Source organism: Antarctobacter sediminis (genome assembly GCF_019218285.1).
GTDB lineage: Bacteria > Pseudomonadota > Alphaproteobacteria > Rhodobacterales > Rhodobacteraceae > Antarctobacter > Antarctobacter sediminis.
This window is the reverse complement of sequence record NZ_JAHUZG010000002.1, coordinates 153,072-171,331: the sequence shown is the minus strand read 5'-3', so window position 1 is coordinate 171,331 and position 18,260 is coordinate 153,072. Positions and strand designations below refer to the sequence as shown.

Here is an 18,260-nt window from a genome sequence, read left to right as displayed (position 1 = left end):
CTATGGATTTCCGAGACCACTATCCGGCGGGGCTGCGTGCCCTGTCTTCCGGCATTGACGTGCTTCTGGCCCTTGGCGGCCTTGCCATCCTGATCCTTGCCTTTTCCAATGCAACGCTGCGCGGGCTGGCGGGGTTCGACCTTGCCTGGTCGCTGGAAGTGACGGCCTTTTTGCTGCTCTGGACGACGTTTCTGGGCTGCGCGGGAGCGATTGCGCGCGGTGCCCATATGCGGGTGACAGAGATCAGCGCGTCCTTGCTGAGCCGCCGTGCCGTGCACCACCTTGAACATGTCATCAACCTTGTGATCGCCGCGATGATCCTGTCGCTGATCTGGCATGGCTGGTCCATTGCCGCCCATCAGTGGGCGCAAAAGACGACGGTACTCTATTGGCCGGTGGGGCTGCTATATGCCTCGATGCCCGTGGGAATGGCGCTGGCGCTGATCTTTCACTTGTTCAACACATGGCTGGTTCTGCGCGGTGCGCAGGGGGAGGCAGGCGCATGATCCTGTTGTTTGTTGTCGCGGTCTTTCTGTTCACCGTCTTTATCGGCGTTCCGCTGGTCTGGGCGATCCTGATCACGGCCGTCTTGCCGATCCTTGTCTTTGACCTCGGCTATCCGTTGCAGGCGCTGTATCTGAATTTCATCGGCGGGGTCGAACCCAACCACTTTATCGCGATCCCGCTGTTCATCGTCGCCGGTGAATTGATGAGCCGCGGCGGCGTTGGCGAACGTATCATCACCTTTTCCCGCGCACTTTTGGGCTTTCTTCCCGGCGGTCTTGGCATGGTTGTCGTCGGAGCCTCGATGCTGTTTGGCGGGATTTCCGGCTCTGCCATCGCGGACAGCGCGGCCATCGGATCCGTCATGATCAAGAACATGGCGAAACAGGGGTACAAACCCGCCTTTGCCGCGGGTCTGGTTGCCGCAGCCGGGACCATCGGGATCATTATCCCGCCGTCTATCCCGATGTTGATCTACGGCTTTGTCGGTGGCGTTTCAGTCGCCGACCTGTTCCTTGCGGGCACGGTGCCGGGTCTGCTGTTCGGGCTGTTGTTCATGGGGGTCTGCTATCGCATCGGCAAGGCGTCGGGGTGTGACGCCGGCGGGCATGTCACTCCGGCGGCCGAGTTGTGGCGGGCCTTTGTCGGCACGCTGCCTGCACTGCTGATGCCGGTGCTGATCATCGGCGGGATCTTCTCGGGTTTTGTCACCCCGACCGAGGCCGCGGCCGTCGCGGTGATTTACGGGTTGATCGTGACCTTGTTCATCTACCGGGACTTTCACCTGCGGGACCTGCCGCGCCTGATGATTGACGCTTTTGTCACCTCTGCCATCGTCATGGTGGTCATCGGCGCGACCTCGGTTCTGGGCTGGTTGATCACGCTGGAGCAGATGCCCTACGTGCTGGTCGACGCGGTGCAAAGCCTGTCCAGCTCGCCTTGGGTCTTCCTGCTGTTGGTCAACATCGTGATGCTGGTGTTGGGCCTTGTGCTGGACCCGGTGCCTGCCATCTTGTTGACTGCGCCGCTGTTCCTGCCCATGGCGCAGACATTCGGCGTTGACCCGGTGCACCTTGGTGTCATCATGACCTGCAATGTGGCCATCGGCCTGTTCACGCCGCCCGTGGGCGCAACGCTTTACGTGGCCTCGCGGATTTCCGGGGTCGGTGTTCTGGGCATCGCGCGTCACATGGGGCTGCTGTACGCGGCTGCGATCTTTGCGCTGGTGCTGGTCACCTATGTGCCGTCGCTGTCGATGACCCTGCCACGTCTGTTCTGAGGAGGCCGCCCATGTATGCCGTGACCGTTCGTTTCACCCTGCACGCGGGGCAGGCAGAGCACTTTCTGCCGCTGATGCGGGACAATGCCGCCACCAGCCTGCGCGTCGAAGAAGGCTGTCACAGGTTCGACGTCTGTACCGATCCCGACCAACCAGAGGCGGTGTTTCTTTACGAGCTGTATGAGGATGCCGCCGCCTTTCAGATCCATCTGGCGGCGGAGCATTTCAAGAGCTTTGACAAGACCACCGCCGGGATGGTGGCCGACAAGCAGGTGGCCTGTTTCTCTGAGGTGATGTCATGAGCGACTGGGAGGTCTTTGCCGTCCGCTATGCCGAACGCAACGCGCGCACCCGGTCGGACAGTTTTATATTTGACGACAATCATGATGCGCCGCACGCGATGGACTATTTCATCTGGGTTCTGCGGCGCGGTGCCGAAGTCATCCTTGTCGACACCGGGTACGATACGCCCGAGGCCGGGCGCCGCGACCGCCCGATCCTGATGGATCCGCGTGATGCGCTGAAACCCCTTGGCATCCGGGCAGAGGCCGTCGATCAGGTTATCGTCACGCATCTGCACTATGACCATGCGGGCGGTTTGCACCTGTTCCCCAATGCGCGTCTGCACCTGCAAGCGGCCGAGATGGCCTATGCCACCGGCCCATGCATGTGCCATGGAACGTTGCGGATGCCCTTTACCGCGGATCATGTCTGTGAAGCGGTGCAGCGGTTGTATTCCGGGCGCGTGACCTTTCACGACGGCGACGGACAGATCGCCGACGGGGTTAGCGTGCATTGCATCGGCGGCCATTCGCGGGGCCTGCAATGCGTGAGGGTGCGCACGCAGGCGGGCTGGCTGGTGCTGGCCTCGGATGCGGCGCACTATTACGAAAACCTCTTTGCGCGAAAACCCTTCCCGATTGTTGTCGACCTTCAGAACATGCTGGACGGTTTTGACCGGCTTGAGGCGCTTGCCAGCGACCGCAGGCTGATCGTTCCCGGGCATGACCCGCTGGTGCGTCAATTGTTCCCCGCCGACATCGCCCCGCATGTGATCCGGTTGGACCGCGGACCTCAGGGCGCGGTTCCGATCTAGGTCAGGTCTGGGTCGGGAACCGTCTGCGGATCTCGGCCACCTGTGCCTCTGTCAGCGGGCGGGTGCGCATGCCTTGCAGGGCCAGAAACAGCTTGGCCGTCTCTTCCAGTTCTTCGGTGGCGTAGACCGCGTCGCGCAAGGATTTGCCCGCCACGACGGGGCCGTGATTGGCCAGCAGGACCGCATGGTGGTCCGAGGCCATCTCGGCCACCGCCTTGGCCAGATCCAGATCGCCGGGCGGAAAATAAGGGATCAGGGGCAGGGTGCCCACACGCATGGCGTAATAGGCCGTGAGCGGCGGCAAGACATTGGCCGGATCGACGTCGTGCAGGCAGGAAACGGCGACAGAATGCGTCGAATGCAGATGTACGATTGCGCCTGCGCGGGGGCGTTGATCATACATGGCCGTATGCAGAAAGGCCTCTTTCGTGGGCGCGTCGCCACCAATATGCCGCCCCTGCGCATCCAGCCGGGAAATCCGCGCCGGGTCCAGATCGCCCATGCTGGACCCCGTGGGCGTCATCAGCCAACCGTCGTCCAGTCGGACCGAGATATTGCCTGACGACCCAAAGGTCAGCCCCCGGTCAAACAGCGATTTTGCTAGCGTCGCGATCTCTTCGCGCTGGCGCGTTTCGGTCATGGGAACATCCCGAAGGCATCGTTGAAAAACTCGGTTCCGCCGAAGTTTCCGGACTTCAACGCCAGCGCCAGACGGGTATCGCCCTGCGCCTCTGTCCAGGGCACACCGGGCGCTATTTCCGGGCCAATGCGCAGGCTTTGCACGCCAAGCGCCGATACCACCGCCCCCGAGGTTTCGCCCCCCGCCACGACGATCCGGTCAACTCCCCGCTGCGCAAGGGCTTGCGCCACATCCGCCAGTGCCTGTTCGACCATGTTGCCTGCCTTTTCCGTGCCATGCCGCGCTTGCGCGGCGGCGACCTCTGCCGGGTCGGCAGAGGCATAGACCAGAACCGGTGAATCCGAGGGCTGGGCCATGGCCCAATCTATGGTCTCCTGTACGTGGGCCGAACCCTCGGCAAGCCTGTCGGGATCGATTTTGCGGGTCGGCCAGCGATCTTGCACGGCTCCGATCTGGGCTCGGGTTGCGGCAGAGCAACTGCCGGCGATGACAAGGGCCCGGCCCCCGGCCATAGGCATTTCCGGGGCGTTGGCCGATCCCAGCTTTCCGTCTTCGCGCAGGTTGGCGGGCAGGCCCATGCCAACGCCTGACCCTCCGGTCACAAGGGGCATCCCCTTGCAGGCGCGCCCGATGGTGCGCAGGTCGTCATCGTCCAGCGCGTCCACCACGGCATAGCGCTGACCGGCTTCGGTCAACCGGTCCATGGCGGCGCGAACGGCCGTCGCGCCGTCACGTACAGATGCAAAGGGAACCAACCCGGCGGCATGGCGGCTTTGTCCGGACATCAGCCGCATCAGGTTCGAATCCCGCATTGGCGTCAGCGGGTGATCTTTCATCGAGGATTCCGCCAGCGGCAGGTCCCAGACAAACAGGGTGCCTTGGTAGACCGTGCGCCCATTGGCGGGGAAGGCCGGACAGACCGGCGCAATTGACACCCCAAGATCGGCCATCAAGGCATCCGCCACCGGGCCGATATTGCCGCGCGCGGTGGAATCGAAGGTCGAGCAATATTTGAACAGGATCTGGTCTGCGCCTTGGGCCTGTAGCCACGCCAGCGCCGCGCGGGACTGGGCGACGGCGGCCTCCACCGGCGCAGTCCGGGATTTCAGGGCGACGACAACGGCCTCGGCCCCGGTCAGGTCGATGTCATTGTCTGGCACGCCGATGACCTGCACGACGCGCACGCCTTCCCTGACCCAGGTGTTGGCAAGATCCGTCGCGCCGGTGAAATCATCGGCGATGGCTCCCAGAACGATGGGCATGGTCGGGCCTCCTGTTCAGGCGGTTTCGACGGGCGCACCCGCGGCGATCAGCGACAGCAATGCATCGGTCACGGCCCGTGTGCCCATGTCACCGCCGAATTCCATCGGGCGCAACCGGTTGGCGGCGAACCCTGCGTCGACCGCCGCCTCGATCCGTTGTGCGGCCTGCGCATAGGCCGGGTTTCCGGATTTTTCGGCAAGGTAGTCCAGCATCAGCGCACCGGACAGGATCGCGGCCAGCGGGTTGGCCTTGTCTTGCCCCATGATGTCCGGGGCCGACCCGTGCGCCGGTTGGAACAGGCCGGTGCTGTCTCCGATCTCGGCGCAGGCGGCCATGCCCATGCCGCCGACCAACCCGCCGGCAAGGTCCGACAGGATGTCGCCGAACATGTTTTCCATCACCAGAACGTCGGCCTCCCACGGGCTGCGGATCAGGTTCAGCGCCTGCGCGTCCACATAGGCATAGCCGGTTTCGATCTCGGGGAACTCGGGGGCGATTTCATCATAGATCTTGCGGAAAAACGCCATGGAGGTGAAAACGTTGGCCTTGTCGACACAGGTCAGGCGTCCGGGACGCCCCTTGGCCTTGCGTTTCTGTGCAAGGCGAAATCCGAACCGGTGCAATTTCTCGGTGGTGGCGCGGGTGATGCGCAGCGTGTCGCGCACCTCTTCGTCGCCGCGCACGTCGCTGCGCCCATGAGCGGCCGCGGAATAGAACAGGCCTTCGGTGCTTTCGCGCAGGATCACCATGTCGATCCCCGCCGCGCGCGGATCGGCTAGGCGCTGCGGCGCATTGGGGTAGGCCTTGACCGGGCGCACCCCGGCATAAAGCCCGAACCGGTCGCGCAGGCGCAGGTGCGGGCTGATTTCAGTGCCGTCCGCGTGGCGGATCGAGGGCAGGCCGATGGCCCCCAGAAAGATCGCATCCGCGGCTCCGGCGCGGTCTTCGCCGTCCGGTTCGATGTCGCGCCCGGTTTCAGCGAAATACCCGGCACCCGCGCGGATTTCGTCGAATAGCAGGGCTGGGGCGGCGGCCCGGTCCAGCGCCGCCGCCATGATTTCGCATGTCGCGTTAGAGACATCGACGCCGATGCCATCCCCCTTGATCAGGGCGATCGTCAGCTGTTTGTTCATCGGGCCTCCAGTGCATGCGGTCGATCACATCCGTACCCGCCGCCAGTCTTTCCGCAATCGTTTCGCTGTGCAGGGGAAATACTGATGCAGTGTCCGGGTCTCGGCAAGCTTTACCGAGTGCGCCGATGCATTGTCAAATAAAATAACGCATACATTAAATTATGCGCTGTCGCCGCCGCTGGAATTGCCCGGCCGCAACAGGCGGCGCGGCCGGGCAGGGTGTCAGGCCTCGATATGGTCGAACTGCCCCTTGATCCGGCGGTATTCGACGGGTCTGCGATCCACGCCGAGGAACAGCACGATGTTTTTGGCAACGTAGATCGAAGAGTAAGTCCCCACGAGCACGCCAAAAGTGATGGCCAGCGCAAAACCGCGGATCACATCGCCGCCCAGCACCAACAGCGCCACAAGCGCCCCCAGCGTCGTGGCCGAGGTCAGCAGCGTCCGGCTAAGCGTTTCGCAGGCCGAGAGGTTCATCACGTCGCGCAATGGCAGGGCGACATGCCGGCGCAGGTTCTCGCGCACGCGGTCAAAGACCACCACTGTGTCGTTGATCGAATAGCCAAGGATGGTCAGCAATGCCGCCACGAAGGCGAGGTCGATCTTCAATCCCAGCAGGGCGAACAGACCCAAAGTCAGGATGACATCATGGGCCAGCGCCATCACCGCGCCCAAGGCGAACTGCCATTCGAACCGCAACCAGACATAGCCAAGGATCGACAGGACGCCGCCGGAAATGGCCATCAGGGCGGCCCGAACCAGCTCGGGCGAGACCTTGCCCCCGATGGTTTCGCTGGCGGTAAAGGCAAGGTCGGGGTCCACACTCCACAGGGCGGCGCGCACCGCCGCCATCTGTTCGGCCGACAGGGTCGCAATGCCCTCGGCGGCGATCCGCAGGGTTGCGACATGGCTGTCGCCCCCGGAACCGGGACTGAACACCTCGGACAGGGCGACGTCGGTCAGGCCCAGCCCGTCCAGTGCACTGCGGTAGGCATCGAATTGAAGCAGGTGCGGGGTTTCTATCCGCAAGCTGGTGCCGCCGGTGAAATCAATGCCAAGGTTCAGGCCAAGTGTCGCGATCAGCGCGGCAGAGGCGAGGACCGCAAGCGCCGAAGCCCCCAAAGTGACCCATTGCAGGCGGAAGAAATCCAACACCGGCCGCGCATTTAGGAACCGGAACAGCCCGTTCAGGGGCAGCACCTTGGGGTGGCGCCACTCCAGCCAGCCTTGCAGGATCAGCTTGGTCACCACCAGCGCCGTGAACATCGAGGTCAGGATGCCCAGTCCCAGCGTCACGGCAAAGCCGCGAACCGGCCCGGCCCCCAGCCAGAACATCAGGCCCGCCGTCAGCAGGCCGGTGATATTGGCGTCAAGGATCGAGGAAAACGCATTGTCAAAGCCGTTGCCTACGGCGCGCCAAAGGTTGCGTTCCTTGCGGGCCTCTTCTCGGATACGTTCAAAGATCAGCACGTTGGCGTCCACCGCCATGCCCAGCGTCAGGACCAGCCCCGCCATTCCGGGCAGGGTCAGGGTGGCGCCGACCACGGTCAGCACGGCCATGAGGATCACCATGTTGATCGCCAGCGCGCCGACCGCCATCAGGCCCAGCCCCCCATAACAGCCAACCATCAGCACGCAAACGGCGACCAACCCTGCCAATGCCGCCTTTAACCCTGCGGCGATGCTGTCGCTGCCCAGTTCCGGACCAACGGTCTTTTCCTCCAGAAAGGTCAGGTCTGCTGGCAGGGACCCTGCGCGCAGCAGAGTGGCCAGCCGGGTGCTGTCCTCGGTTGAAAATTGCCCGGTGATGATACCGTTGCCGCCAGCAATGTGGCTTTGGATGACCGGGGCGGACAGCACCTCGTCGTCAAGGACGATGGCGAAGGGGCTGCCGACATGGCTGGCAGTGAAAGCGCCGAAAGCCCGCGCGCCCGATGCGTCGAAGCGGAAAGATACGGCGGGCCGCCCGTTCTGGTCAAAGGTCGCCTGTGCATCGGTCAGCTGCTGGCCCGATACCACCGGGCGCGGGTCAAGGCGGTAGGTGGTCTCTGGCTGGTCGGCGGCGGGCAAAACCATGGCATCAGCGCTGGGGTCTGTCAGGACAGGGTGAAACGACAGTTGCGCCGTTGTGCCGATCAGCGCCTTCAAAGCGTCTGCGTCGGAGAAACCGGGCACTTCGATCAGGATCCGGTCGCTGCCTTGCCGCAGGATTGTCGGTTCGCGGGTGCCGGCCTCGTCGATGCGGCGGCGCACGACCTCAAGGCTTTGCGCCACAAGCTGATCCGTCAGGGCCGTGGTCCCAGCCTCGGAATAGCGCAGGATCAGGGTGTCCCCGTCCAGCGCGATGGCAAGGTCAAGGTCGGTGGCACCCGTCGGGGTTACAACCCGAGTGGCGAAACCGCTGGCGACCTGTTCGGCACGGGCGGCAATGTCCGGGGTCAGGGAAACGCGCAGTTCGCCCTCTGGGGCGTCCAACCGACGAACCCGGCTCTCTGTGCCGCCCTCGGCGCGCAACGCGTCCCGCAAGTCGGGCCACAGAGCGTCCAGGCGTTTGGAGATGACCTCTTGCGTGTCCACCTCGGCCAGCAGATGGGCGCCGCCGCGCAGGTCCAGCCCAAGATTGACCAAAGAAGTTGGCAGCCAATTTGGCCAGCCCTCGGGCGCGGTGATCGCAGTGTTTTCCGCTGCGGTATTGTAGGTGTCGACACGGTTGTAAAAAGCATTGGGCAATGCCAGCCACAGGCACAGCAGGCAGATGCCCCAAACGCCGAGGCGTTTCAGCAAAGTTGGTCTTTTCATGATCTCTCCATGACAGGCGCGGGCGCGCGGCCTCGGTCTGCCTGTCCGTTTCAGGTGGTCTGAATGGCAAAAGCGCCCGGTGCGCCCCGGGGAGGGGGCAGTTCGGACGTCAGGAGATCATGCGAATGGTGGTGCGCGGACCGGGTGGGCACGCGCCGCCCGGCTGGCCAGAGCCGGGGGTGCCCGTGGGACCGCCGTTTGGCGCAAGCGGTTTGCCGGCGGTCGTTGCAGGGCAGGGACAAGCAGCGGATCGCTGTCCGTGCCGCCGCCCGCGGGAACCGCAGGCAGTTCACCACGGCGCAGTTCAAGGCGCTGCTCGGGTGACGCAACCGCTAACCGGACAAGGCTTTCTTGTGCCATTGCGTTCGCAGGCGCCACGCCTTGCGGCAGCCGGGCCCCGGCGCCCAGCGACAGGGCAAGCGCGATCAGCAGGGCCAAACCGGTCCTGATCCACCAGATGGATTGCTTGTTGCGCGCGTTCATGACCGCGCATTTGGTGGTAAAACCAGTTGGCGTCAATTGCCCGTGCCATCACATTTTCGGCGTCAAATGCCACGCCGATAAAGGCGGAATGGCCAATTCTCATTCTCGAGCCTAGGGTGTGAAAAAATATGCGGTGTCGGATAATTCAGTCGCTTACCGTGTATTTTGCGTGATTTGCCCGACTGTCTTTTCGGGTCCGTGCCGCCCCCCTTTACAAAAAAGACATGCGCGGTACCGTTGGGGCGTTCGATTGAATGACGGTGATTAACCATGCCCCACGTGATCATTGCCGATGACAACGAGGGATTTTTAGATCTTCTTTCAACCATGTGCCTGCGCGCGGGATGGACGGTTGAAACCTGCACAAACGGTCGCGATTTGATCGAGGCGGCGACCTCGGGCACCAATGCGGCGCTGCTGCTGATTGATATCAACATGCCGATTGTCGATGGAATCGAAGTGGTTGATCGGCTGAAGGATCTGCCGCGACCGGTCCGACTTCGGTTCATGACAGGCGGCGACAGCGCGCCGATGATCGCGGCAGGCTTGATTGCCTCGGCCCGCGAACTCAGCGTCGGACGCAATATCTTCAAGCCCATCGCGAAGGCCAAGTTCATGACGCTGCTCGAAGAAGAGGCGGACCTTCTGGCCAGCATGAGCGCGGAATGACCACCCGGGCGCGGCGCTGGACGGTCTGCCCGTTCGTCGGGAATGCCTCTCGGCGGAGACAGGGCAAGTGATCGTTCCCGGCATCCAGAGCCTGACGGCCCTGACGCTGGCCGGTGTGTTTTGCCAGCTTGTCTTTACACTCCCCGCGATCCAGCGGCACGAGATCTGGCGACAGGCGCTGGTGGGGCTCGTGCTTGGCGTGCTTGTGGTCTTTCTGGGGATAAGCGCCTTTGAGATCGAAGGCGTCGCCGTTCCGATGTCCGCCAAGCCGGGGCCGCTGGTGATTGCGGGCTATCTGGGCGGTCCTTGGGGCGGGGCTGTTGCCGCGCTGATCAGCGCGCTCTACCGAATTGCCGAAGGCGGCCCTCTGGCGGGGCAGGTGATCGGCGTGCTGGTGCATCTCAGCCTTGTTGCCGTGGGCATGCTGGTCCGGTTTTTCCTGCCACCAGCAGATTGGCCCATGATCCCGTCGCGCGCGATCTGGGCCTTGCTGGGCGGCTTCATCGTGGCGCAAGCGATCCCGATCCTTGCCTTGGGCCTGTTCAGATCCGCCGCCGGTCAGCCGGGTTTCAGCTTGACCGGGCTGACGTTCATTTTCATCCTCGGGCTGGTATCGATCCTGGCGACATGGCAGATCATCGCACTGGCCTATCGCATGGCGCGGCGCATCACCGAAACCAACGCCCTGAACGAACGACTTGGCCTTGCGCTGTACGCTTCGGGCATGGGGTTTTCGGACACGGTTCACGGCAGCGGGTTCACCAATTTCGACGCGCGCACGCTGGAGATCTGCGGGTTGACCGACCGGGCACCGGGGCCGGTGCCTATGCGTGAGTTCATTGATCTTTTGCATCCCGACGACGTCGACGCTTTCAAGAAGGCCAGTGTGGCCTCCGGCAATCTGCGTGACCGTCCCACGCCGCTGGACGTGCGGATCTTTCGAAAGTCCGACGGGGCACTGCGCCATCTGCACGCCCATTGGACCAATCACATAGACCCGGAAACCGGTGAGTTGCGGGTGGTTGCCACCATGCAGGATCTGACCGACGTCCTACAGATGGAAGTGGCCCGGGACGAGGCGCGGGAGCGGCTCAAGATCGCGTCCGAAGGCTTTCCCGGCATGATCTATCAAGGCATATGGTCCGAAACGGGCGTGGTCCGGCATTTGTATCTCAGCGACAACTGCAAGACCTATTGGGGGGTGGAACCGCAAGAGGCCTATGACAATCCGGGCCTTCTGGAGCGCGGCAAGCCGCCCGAGAAAATCGCCGAAGTCACTGCGATGATGCTGGAAAACGTGCGCAGCGGAAAGCCCATCTATACCCGGATGAAAGTGCCCTACGCTTGGATCGACTTTCACGGCAATGCCACCCCGCTTGGCGACGGAACGTACCGCGTCGATGGCGTCGTGGTGGATGTCACCAACGAAGTCGCGGCGCGCGAAGAGGCCGATCGTCAGGCCGGACTGGCGCATCGCGCGCAGCGGATGGAAAGCATCGGGCAGCTGACCGGCGGTATTGCCCATGACTTCAACAACCTGTTGGCGGTCGTCATGGGCAATCTCGAATTGCTTGAAGACGAGGTGACAGAACCGAAACAGGCGCGGATGATCGACTCGGCGCTGGAGGCCTCGCGGCGCGGGGCCGAACTGACACAGGGGATGTTGGCCTTTGCCCGCCGCGCGCGGCTGGACCCAGAGCCGCTGGATCTGAACGAGGTGGTGCGCCACGCCAAGAACTGGATGCGGCGCGGCCTTCCGGCCACGGTCGAAATCGAGGTGTCGCTTCTGGCGGGGCTCTGGCAGGTCCGTCTGGACGCCGCTTCGATCGAGAGCGCCTTGCTGAACCTGTTGCTGAATGCCCGGGACGCGATGGAAGGTCATGGCAAACTGACAATCGAAACCGCCAACACCCGCATTGACGAGGCCTATATAGACAGTCGGGACAAGGAACTGACACCGGGCCGCTATGTCATGCTGGCGGTTAGTGACACCGGCAAGGGCATGGATGCCGAGACCATGGCCCAGATATTTGACCCCTTTTTTACCACCAAGGGGCCGGGCAAAGGATCGGGGATCGGTCTGTCGATGGTCGAAGGCTTCGTCAAGCAATCCGGTGGCACGGTTCAGGTCTATTCCGAACCGGGAGAGGGCACGACCTTCAAGCTCTATTTCCCGGCGACCAATGCGCCGGTGACGGATGCGTCGAAACATGTGCCCGATCAGGCTGAGGACGGTTTGCAGGGCAAGCGGATCCTCTTGGTCGAGGATGACACGGCTGTGCGTGAGATGTTGCAGGTGACGCTTGGCGCGGCGGGCTATCAGGTCACGCCGGCGGCCAGCGGGGACGAGGCCATGACCAAATATCAAGAGGCGTCCGCCTTTGATCTGCTGATTACCGACATCGTCATGCCGGGCACCTTGCAGGGCACCGGGTTGGCGCGGGCCGTGCGGGAGATGGATCCCGACCTGCCGATGATCTTCATGTCCGGCTATGCGGCAGAGGCCACCGTACACGGCAATGGGCTGCGCCCCGAGGACATTCGCCTGATGAAGCCGGTGCCCCGCGCCGAGTTGCTCAAGGCCGTGCGCAAGGCCTTTGGCCAGTCCTGACGTGACTTACCCTTCTTGATGCAGGGCAAGGCCGGGATGGCGGTGCTGTGCCAGTCTCTTGTTGCAAAGGAGACTGCGGATGACGAACCGGGGCATTCACCTGTTGTTTCAACGCTTGTTCAGCGTGACCTTGGGGATTGGCTTTGTCGCAACATTGGGGGCGTTACCGTGGTTTGGATCGGCTGCGGTGCTGGCCTTGTCTCTGGCGGTGTATGCTTTCTGGCCCGTGCCCGCGCCTGCCCATGGGGCTTTGCGCTATCGCCGGGGGGCCGCGGTGATCGGCCCGGACATGATGGGTCTTGTGCTGGTTTCGGCGTTTTTCGGCGTGCCATTGATCGCCTCGCGGATCGAAGGTGGCCTGCATCCCTCGTCGGTACTGGTCTGGCCGGTGGGGGCAGTGTTCGTTGCGCTTTTGGTAATCGGTTGGCGACGCGATGCCTTTGCGTTGAACATCGATGCAAAGGGGCTGCGTGCGGACACAGGACTGCGCCATGTCGAAATGCGCTTTGACCGGATCGAGGCGGTGGAGCCATGGCGCGGCGATCTGGTGCGCAAGATCCGCCCCTTGGCGCCCCTGCTGGTGGCCGCCGGTCAGCCGGGGGCAGCCGGGGCTTTGATGGTGTCGCGCGAAAGTCGCGGCGTTGCGCTGGTGGGCACGGATGGCGAGCGCTGGGTCATCCCGGGTGATGCATTTGAAAAAGGGATCGAGGTGCTGCTGACCGCCTGCGAGGCGCATGGCGTTGCATTCCGGTCGGCCGGGGCAGGGGATGCGACACCAAAAGACGGCTAGGTCCGTCGGTCGCGTGGGTATGGTATGATTGCCCCCTGTCTGGAAAAGGAGACCAGCGATGACCGGGGCATCCGAAACGACGGCGGGCGCCTTCGCCCGCCGGTACGACAGTGTCATGGTTCCAGTGATTTTTCAGCCATGGGCGCGGGAACTGATCGCCCGGGCCGCGCCCAAGGATGGAGAGGACATCCTCGACCTTGCCTGCGGCACCGGGGCCGTGACCCGCGAACTTATCGCGACCGGGCGGCGGTTCGGAAGCCTGACGGGCGCGGATATGAGCAACGATATGCTGTCAGTGGCGCGTGAAACAACTGGTGCCACAGGCATCGAGGCGCGGTTTGTTCAGGCGTTGGCCGGCGAATTGCCCTTTCCGGATCACAGCTTTGACGTGGCTTTTTGCCAGCAAGCCTTGCAGTTTTTCCCCGATCGGCACGCTGCGCTGACCGATCTGCGCCGCGTCTTGAGGCCGGGCGGGCGCGTGGCGTTTTGTGTCACGACCGGGCTGGAGGAAAACCCGTTGTTGCAGGCGCAGGCCGAGGCGCTGGAACACTTTGCCGGTCCCGAGGCCGGCCGCGCCGTGCGCGCCATTTGCGGCCTGGTTGGCGGGGACCGGATCCGCACGCTGTTCGACGAAGCCGGGTTTTCAAACATTCGGGTCGAACGCGTGGGGTTGATGCTGCATCATCCAGACGGGCGCGCCTATGCCGAAGGTGCCATGGGCGGAATGCACACTGGGGACAAGCTGTCGAGCCTCGATCGCGCCAGTCGAAACGCCTGTTTCGAGTTGTTCCTCGACCGGATGGGGGGCTGTTTCGATGGCAAGGCGATCCGCTTTCCGCATGTGTCGAATGTGGTGACGGCGCAGCGCTGACAGATTCTGCCTTTTTCTTGGGCGGATTGATCTGTGCGCACAGGGAATCTGCGCTCTAGATGCGAATGCTTCGCAATAGCGTTGACTTTTGCGAATTGGTCGCAATATAGATAGGCAGAACAAGGCGCCCTTCCTGCGCCACGTGGCCGGGGGGCGCCTCAATTATGGGGTGGGCCAGGCATTGCTGACCAAACGAAAGTTTCTGACCGGAATGGGCGCTGCGGCATTTGTGTTGCCCGCTACGCGCGTGGTGGCGCAAAGCGCGCTGACCGTCGTCGCAACCACCGGCATGATTGCCGATGCGGCACGGCAGGTCGGCGGGGACCTTGTCACGGTCAAGGCGCTGATGGGACCGGGTGTGGACCCGCACAGCTATCGCCAGACCCGCAGCGATATTGTCGCCATGGCGCGCGCCGATGTGGTCCTGTGGCACGGGCTCTACCTTGAGGCGCAGATGGAAGAATTCCTGCATGAGCTTGAGGACAAGGGCACGGTCACGGCTGTCGCCGAAGGTGTCCCGCGCGATCTGCTGCTGGCGCATGACGATTACGATGACAAGTTTGACCCGCACGTCTGGATGGTGCCGGACCTCTGGCAGCATGTGGTGGCCACGGTCCGTGATGCATTGAGCGCGGCCCGCCCCGATGCGGCCGATGTCTTTGCCGCCAATGCAGAGGCGCATCTGGCAGAACTGGCTGAATTGTCGACCTACGCCAAGGGGATCCTTGCCTCTGTCCCGGACGAAAGCCGGGTACTGGTCACGGCGCATGATGCCTTTAACTATTTCGGGCAGGCCTATGGGTTCGACGTCATGGGCATTCAGGGAATTTCCACGGAATCCGAGGCCGGTCTGCGGCGTATTGCGGATCTTGTCGATTTGCTGGTGGACCGCAATATCAGCGCGGTTTTCGTCGAAAGCTCTGTGTCCGACCGCAACATTCGCGCCCTTATCGAAGGCGCGGCGGCCAAGGGGCACAAGGTGGCCATCGGCGGGGAACTGTATTCGGATGCCATGGGCGAACCTGGCACCTATACGGGCACATACGTCGGCATGATCGACCACAACGCGACAACCATTGCCCATGCATTGGGCGGAGACGTGCCGCGCGCCGGCATGAAAGGATTGTTGAACGGATGAGCGAGACGCCCGTGACCCTGGCCGCACTGGACGGCCAAACGGCGGTTCAGCCGTCTTCGGATGCGCCGCTGGTGCTGCGCGGGCTGACCGTTTCCTATGGAGAGAAACCGGCGGTGTTTTCCGTCGATGCCAGTTTTCCCGCCGGACAGATGACGGCGATCATCGGGCCGAACGGTGCGGGCAAATCCACGCTGCTCAAGGCGGCGCTGGGCGTGATCCCCCGCTTGTCAGGAGAGGTCGCGGTCTTTGGTCAGCCAATCGAAACTGCGCGGGCGCGGATCGCCTATGTGCCACAGCGCGCCAGCGTGGACTGGGATTTCCCGACCACGGTCATCGACGTGGTTCTGATGGGGCTTTATCGCAAAGTCGGTTTGCTGGGACGCCTGACCGGCGCGTTGCGGTCGCGGGCCGTGGCATGCCTGGACCGGGTTGGCATGGGCAGCTTTGCGGACCGACAGATTGGCCAGCTTTCGGGCGGTCAGCAACAGCGGGTCTTTCTGGCGCGCGCGTTGGCGCAGGATGCGGATCTCTACCTGCTGGACGAACCCTTTGCCGGGGTCGACGCCGCCACCGAGCGGGCGATCATCGATGTGCTGAAATCACTCAAGGCCGAGGGCAAGGCGGTGGTCTGTGTTCATCATGATCTGGCCACGGTCCGGGACTATTTCGACCATGTCTTCATGATCAACGTTCGCAAGATCGCCGAAGGCCCGGTGGCCACGACCTTCCGGGGCGAAACGCTGAACGCGACCTATGGCGGGCGTCTTGCAGCCACCCATATCGACCAGTTGAACCTGGCGGAGGGCGTGTGAGCCCCCTGATCGAAGCCCTGTTGTTGCAAGCGGGTTACAACGCGGCCTTGGTGGCCGTTGGGGCCACGCTGTTGGGGTTCGCGGCAGGGGCGGCGGGCACGTTTCTGTTCCTGCGCAAACGAGCGCTTGTGTCGGATGCGGTGGCCCATGCCACGCTGCCCGGTGTTGGTCTGGCCTTTATCGTGATGGTCGCGCTGGGAGGCGACGGGCGCAATCTGCTGGGCTTGCTTGCGGGATCGGCGGTAACAGCGGGGCTGGGCCTTTTGGCGGTCGAATGGATGACGCGCCGCACGCGCCTGTCCGAAGACGCCGCCATCGGGGCGGTTCTGTCGGTCTTTTTCGGGCTGGGCATCGTGGTTCTTACAGTAATCCAGACCATGAGTTCCGGGCGGCAGGCGGGGCTGGAGAGCTTTCTGCTGGGATCTACCGCGGGGATGCTGTTTCAGGATGCCGTGGTAATCGCCGTGGGTGGGTCGCTGGCGGTGCTCGCCACATGGGTGATGCGCCGCCCGATGACGCTGGTGGCTTTTGATGCGGAATATGCGGCCGCCAGCGGCGTGAACGTCGCAGCGATAGATCGCCTGATGATGGCGCTGGTCATGGCGGTGACAGTGATCGGGTTAAAGATCGTCGGGCTGATCCTGATCGTGGCGTTGCTGATCATTCCGCCTGTCACGGCGCGTTTCTGGACCGAACGCAGCCAGCAGGTGGTCTGGTACGCGGGCGGGCTGGGGGGCGTGGCAGGTTATCTTGGTGCGGCGCTGTCGGCCTCGGCACCGGATCTGCCAACCGGCCCGATCATCGTTCTTGTCTCGGCGGTGCTGTTCCTGTTGTCGCTGTTTCTTGCCCCGGCGCGGGGCGTCGCAGCGGCGCTGTTCCGGCATCGGCGCTTTCAGCACAAGGTGCATCGCAGGCAGGGCTTGCTCGCCTTGTCCCGACAAGAGCCGATCCATGACGAATTGACGTTGCGGGTGCTGCGCGCCGAAAACCTGATCCGCCCGGATGGCGTGGCGACAGATACGGGCCGCGCGCAGGCGGCCAAGATCGCGCGTGATGAACGCCGCTGGGACGTGGCCCGTGAAATCCATCAGGACACCGGGCTGACCGGACGCTATGACGGGCTGACCCCGATCGAAGAGGTCTTTGCGCCTGATGAAATCGCCGAATTCGACCGTCGCATCGGTGGACCGCGTGCGGTGGAGGAGGGGGCCTGATGGGCAGCGATTTCGTGATGTTCTCTTTGACGCCGATGCTGATCGGCGTGCTGGCCTCGGTGGCCTGCGCCTTGCCCGGGAATTTCCTGATCCTGCGGCGGCAGGCGCTGATCGGAGATGCGATCAGCCATGTGGTGCTGCCCGGGATCGTGGTGGCCTTTCTGTTGACGGGCGTCGTGGCCGCCGGTCCGATGTTGTTGGGCGCTGCGGGGGCGGCGGTTGTGGCGGTGGTGCTGATCGAGGCGATCAAGCGGCTTGGCCGCATCGAACCGGGGGCTGCCATGGGCGTGACCTTTACCACGCTTTTTGCCGGGGGCGTGCTGTTGTTGGAACAAAGCGACACCTCCAGTGTCCATCTGGACGTGGAACACGCCTTGATGGGCAATCTTGAATCGCTGGTCTGGTTGCGGGCGACGGACTGGTCTTCGCTGGTGGATCCCTGGGCTCTTGCCGGGTTGCCCGAAGAACTGCCGCGCATCGCAATGGTCTGTGTCGCGGTCATTGTGCTGACGTTGGTTTTTTGGCGCTGGTTGAAAATCTCGACCTTCGATGAAGGTTTTGCCCAGGCGCTGGGTTTGCCGGTTGGGGCCATCGGACTGGGCCTTGTGATCACGGCGGCGGTGGCCGCGGTGGCGGCCTTTGATGCGGTTGGCTCGATCATCGTGATTGCCATGTTCATCTGCCCGCCAGCAGCGGCACGGATGATGACCAACGGGCTGGAGCGACAGGTCTGGTGGTCGGTCCTGTTTGCGGTGATCTCGGCGGTCATGGGGTATGTTCTGGCAGGGTATGGCCCCTTGTGGCTGGGCGGCGACAACGCGGTCAGTGCAGCGGGGATGATCGCCACCGTGTCCGGTGTCATTCTCGGGCTGGCCTGCCTGTTTGGTCCGCACAGATCGCGCGTTGGTGCCCGGGCCGAGGTGTGATGGCGGGGCGGACGCTCGTCCCGGCCACCATC

The 18,260-nt window shown here is 63.4% G+C and carries 17 protein-coding genes; 12 read left to right on the top strand and 5 right to left on the bottom strand.

Translation table 11 applies throughout. From position 1 onward, the window contains the following. The first annotated feature begins 2 nt into the window (after positions 1–2). Genes KJP30_RS08525 through KJP30_RS08510 form a run of 4 tightly spaced genes read left to right on the top strand, consistent with a single transcriptional unit; the run spans position 3 to position 2,879 of the window. Positions 3–506, top strand: coding sequence for a TRAP transporter small permease (locus KJP30_RS08525; protein WP_218448618.1), 504 nt, complete (start codon positions 3–5; stop codon positions 504–506). Further along, on the top strand, positions 503–1,783 hold the full coding sequence (locus tag KJP30_RS08520; RefSeq protein WP_218448617.1) for a TRAP transporter large permease: 1,281 nt from the start codon (positions 503–505) through the stop codon (positions 1,781–1,783). Before KJP30_RS08525 ends, KJP30_RS08520 begins: the two co-directional genes overlap by 4 nt. A gap of 11 nt (positions 1,784–1,794) precedes the next feature. Then, positions 1,795–2,085 (top strand): putative quinol monooxygenase, encoded by a 291-nt coding sequence (locus KJP30_RS08515; RefSeq protein WP_218448616.1) that lies wholly within the window; start codon positions 1,795–1,797, stop codon positions 2,083–2,085. Continuing rightward, complete coding sequence (locus KJP30_RS08510; protein ID WP_218448615.1) at positions 2,082–2,879, top strand: N-acyl homoserine lactonase family protein; 798 nt, start codon at positions 2,082–2,084, stop codon at positions 2,877–2,879. Before KJP30_RS08515 ends, KJP30_RS08510 begins: the two co-directional genes overlap by 4 nt. A gap of 1 nt (position 2,880) precedes the next feature. Here the strand turns inward: KJP30_RS08510 and otnC are convergent, their stop codons facing one another. From otnC to KJP30_RS08485, 5 genes are all read right to left on the bottom strand, one after another. Beyond that, the gene (gene otnC / locus KJP30_RS08505; RefSeq protein WP_218448614.1) at positions 2,881–3,519 is read right to left on the bottom strand and encodes a 3-oxo-tetronate 4-phosphate decarboxylase; all 639 of its coding nucleotides are present in this window, start codon (positions 3,517–3,519) and stop codon (positions 2,881–2,883) included. Beyond that, a complete protein-coding gene (otnK, locus tag KJP30_RS08500) occupies positions 3,516–4,781 on the bottom strand; it encodes a 3-oxo-tetronate kinase (protein WP_218448613.1) in 1,266 nt (421 codons plus the stop codon). Before otnK ends, otnC begins: the two co-directional genes overlap by 4 nt. A gap of 15 nt (positions 4,782–4,796) precedes the next feature. Further along, a complete protein-coding gene (locus KJP30_RS08495; protein ID WP_218448612.1) occupies positions 4,797–5,915 on the bottom strand; it encodes an isocitrate/isopropylmalate dehydrogenase family protein in 1,119 nt (372 codons plus the stop codon). Positions 5,916–6,137: 222 nt separating this feature from the next. Next, positions 6,138–8,714 (bottom strand): protein translocase subunit SecD, encoded by a 2,577-nt coding sequence (gene secD, locus KJP30_RS08490; RefSeq protein WP_218448611.1) that lies wholly within the window; start codon positions 8,712–8,714, stop codon positions 6,138–6,140. Positions 8,715–8,831: 117 nt separating this feature from the next. Continuing rightward, entirely contained in the window at positions 8,832–9,197 is a 366-nt protein-coding gene (locus KJP30_RS08485; protein WP_218448610.1) for a hypothetical protein, read from the bottom strand. Between the two features lie 270 nt (positions 9,198–9,467). On the opposite strand from KJP30_RS08485, the gene KJP30_RS08480 reads away from it, so the two are divergent. The 8 genes from KJP30_RS08480 (at position 9,468) to KJP30_RS08445 (ending at position 18,228) form a co-directional block, all read left to right on the top strand. After that, the gene (locus tag KJP30_RS08480; RefSeq protein ID WP_218448609.1) at positions 9,468–9,866 is read left to right on the top strand and encodes a response regulator; all 399 of its coding nucleotides are present in this window, start codon (positions 9,468–9,470) and stop codon (positions 9,864–9,866) included. Positions 9,867–9,933: 67 nt separating this feature from the next. Continuing rightward, positions 9,934–12,477, top strand: a complete 2,544-nt coding sequence (locus KJP30_RS08475) for an ATP-binding protein (protein WP_218448608.1) — start codon at positions 9,934–9,936, stop codon at positions 12,475–12,477. A gap of 79 nt (positions 12,478–12,556) precedes the next feature. Continuing rightward, positions 12,557–13,267 (top strand): hypothetical protein, encoded by a 711-nt coding sequence (locus tag KJP30_RS08470; protein ID WP_218448607.1) that lies wholly within the window; start codon positions 12,557–12,559, stop codon positions 13,265–13,267. Between the two features lie 58 nt (positions 13,268–13,325). Next, on the top strand, positions 13,326–14,138 hold the full coding sequence (locus tag KJP30_RS08465; RefSeq protein WP_218448606.1) for a class I SAM-dependent methyltransferase: 813 nt from the start codon (positions 13,326–13,328) through the stop codon (positions 14,136–14,138). A gap of 211 nt (positions 14,139–14,349) precedes the next feature. After that, entirely contained in the window at positions 14,350–15,276 is a 927-nt protein-coding gene (locus KJP30_RS08460; RefSeq protein WP_218448605.1) for a metal ABC transporter solute-binding protein, Zn/Mn family, read from the top strand. Beyond that, positions 15,273–16,088, top strand: a complete 816-nt coding sequence (locus tag KJP30_RS08455) for a metal ABC transporter ATP-binding protein (RefSeq protein WP_218448604.1) — start codon at positions 15,273–15,275, stop codon at positions 16,086–16,088. The genes KJP30_RS08460 and KJP30_RS08455 overlap by 4 nt, the downstream gene beginning before the upstream one ends. After that, positions 16,085–17,302: a metal ABC transporter permease gene (locus KJP30_RS08450; protein WP_218448603.1), complete on the top strand. Its 1,218-nt coding sequence runs from the start codon at positions 16,085–16,087 to the stop codon at positions 17,300–17,302. Before KJP30_RS08455 ends, KJP30_RS08450 begins: the two co-directional genes overlap by 4 nt. Then, positions 17,302–18,228 (top strand): metal ABC transporter permease, encoded by a 927-nt coding sequence (locus KJP30_RS08445; RefSeq protein ID WP_218448602.1) that lies wholly within the window; start codon positions 17,302–17,304, stop codon positions 18,226–18,228. The genes KJP30_RS08450 and KJP30_RS08445 overlap by 1 nt, the downstream gene beginning before the upstream one ends. Positions 18,229–18,260 lie beyond the last annotated feature (32 nt).

What these genes read in the sequence shown, in the direction of transcription:
- KJP30_RS08460 (WP_218448605.1), top strand. Translation starts at nt 14,350, where the DNA reads ATGGGCGCTGCGGCATTTGTGTTGCCCGCTACGCGCGTGGTGGCGCAA.
- KJP30_RS08520 (WP_218448617.1), top strand. Translation starts at nt 503, where the DNA reads ATGATCCTGTTGTTTGTTGTCGCGGTCTTTCTGTTCACCGTCTTTATC.
- KJP30_RS08445 (WP_218448602.1), top strand. Translation starts at nt 17,302, where the DNA reads ATGGGCAGCGATTTCGTGATGTTCTCTTTGACGCCGATGCTGATCGGC.
- KJP30_RS08465 (WP_218448606.1), top strand. Translation starts at nt 13,326, where the DNA reads ATGACCGGGGCATCCGAAACGACGGCGGGCGCCTTCGCCCGCCGGTAC.
- KJP30_RS08510 (WP_218448615.1), top strand. Translation starts at nt 2,082, where the DNA reads ATGAGCGACTGGGAGGTCTTTGCCGTCCGCTATGCCGAACGCAACGCG.
- KJP30_RS08495 (WP_218448612.1), bottom strand. Translation starts at nt 5,915, where the DNA reads ATGAACAAACAGCTGACGATCGCCCTGATCAAGGGGGATGGCATCGGC.
- KJP30_RS08455 (WP_218448604.1), top strand. Translation starts at nt 15,273, where the DNA reads ATGAGCGAGACGCCCGTGACCCTGGCCGCACTGGACGGCCAAACGGCG.
- KJP30_RS08525 (WP_218448618.1), top strand. Translation starts at nt 3, where the DNA reads ATGGATTTCCGAGACCACTATCCGGCGGGGCTGCGTGCCCTGTCTTCC.
- KJP30_RS08480 (WP_218448609.1), top strand. Translation starts at nt 9,468, where the DNA reads ATGCCCCACGTGATCATTGCCGATGACAACGAGGGATTTTTAGATCTT.
- KJP30_RS08515 (WP_218448616.1), top strand. Translation starts at nt 1,795, where the DNA reads ATGTATGCCGTGACCGTTCGTTTCACCCTGCACGCGGGGCAGGCAGAG.
- otnC (WP_218448614.1), bottom strand. Translation starts at nt 3,519, where the DNA reads ATGACCGAAACGCGCCAGCGCGAAGAGATCGCGACGCTAGCAAAATCG.
- KJP30_RS08470 (WP_218448607.1), top strand. Translation starts at nt 12,557, where the DNA reads ATGACGAACCGGGGCATTCACCTGTTGTTTCAACGCTTGTTCAGCGTG.
- KJP30_RS08485 (WP_218448610.1), bottom strand. Translation starts at nt 9,197, where the DNA reads ATGAACGCGCGCAACAAGCAATCCATCTGGTGGATCAGGACCGGTTTG.
- secD (WP_218448611.1), bottom strand. Translation starts at nt 8,714, where the DNA reads ATGAAAAGACCAACTTTGCTGAAACGCCTCGGCGTTTGGGGCATCTGC.
- otnK (WP_218448613.1), bottom strand. Translation starts at nt 4,781, where the DNA reads ATGCCCATCGTTCTGGGAGCCATCGCCGATGATTTCACCGGCGCGACG.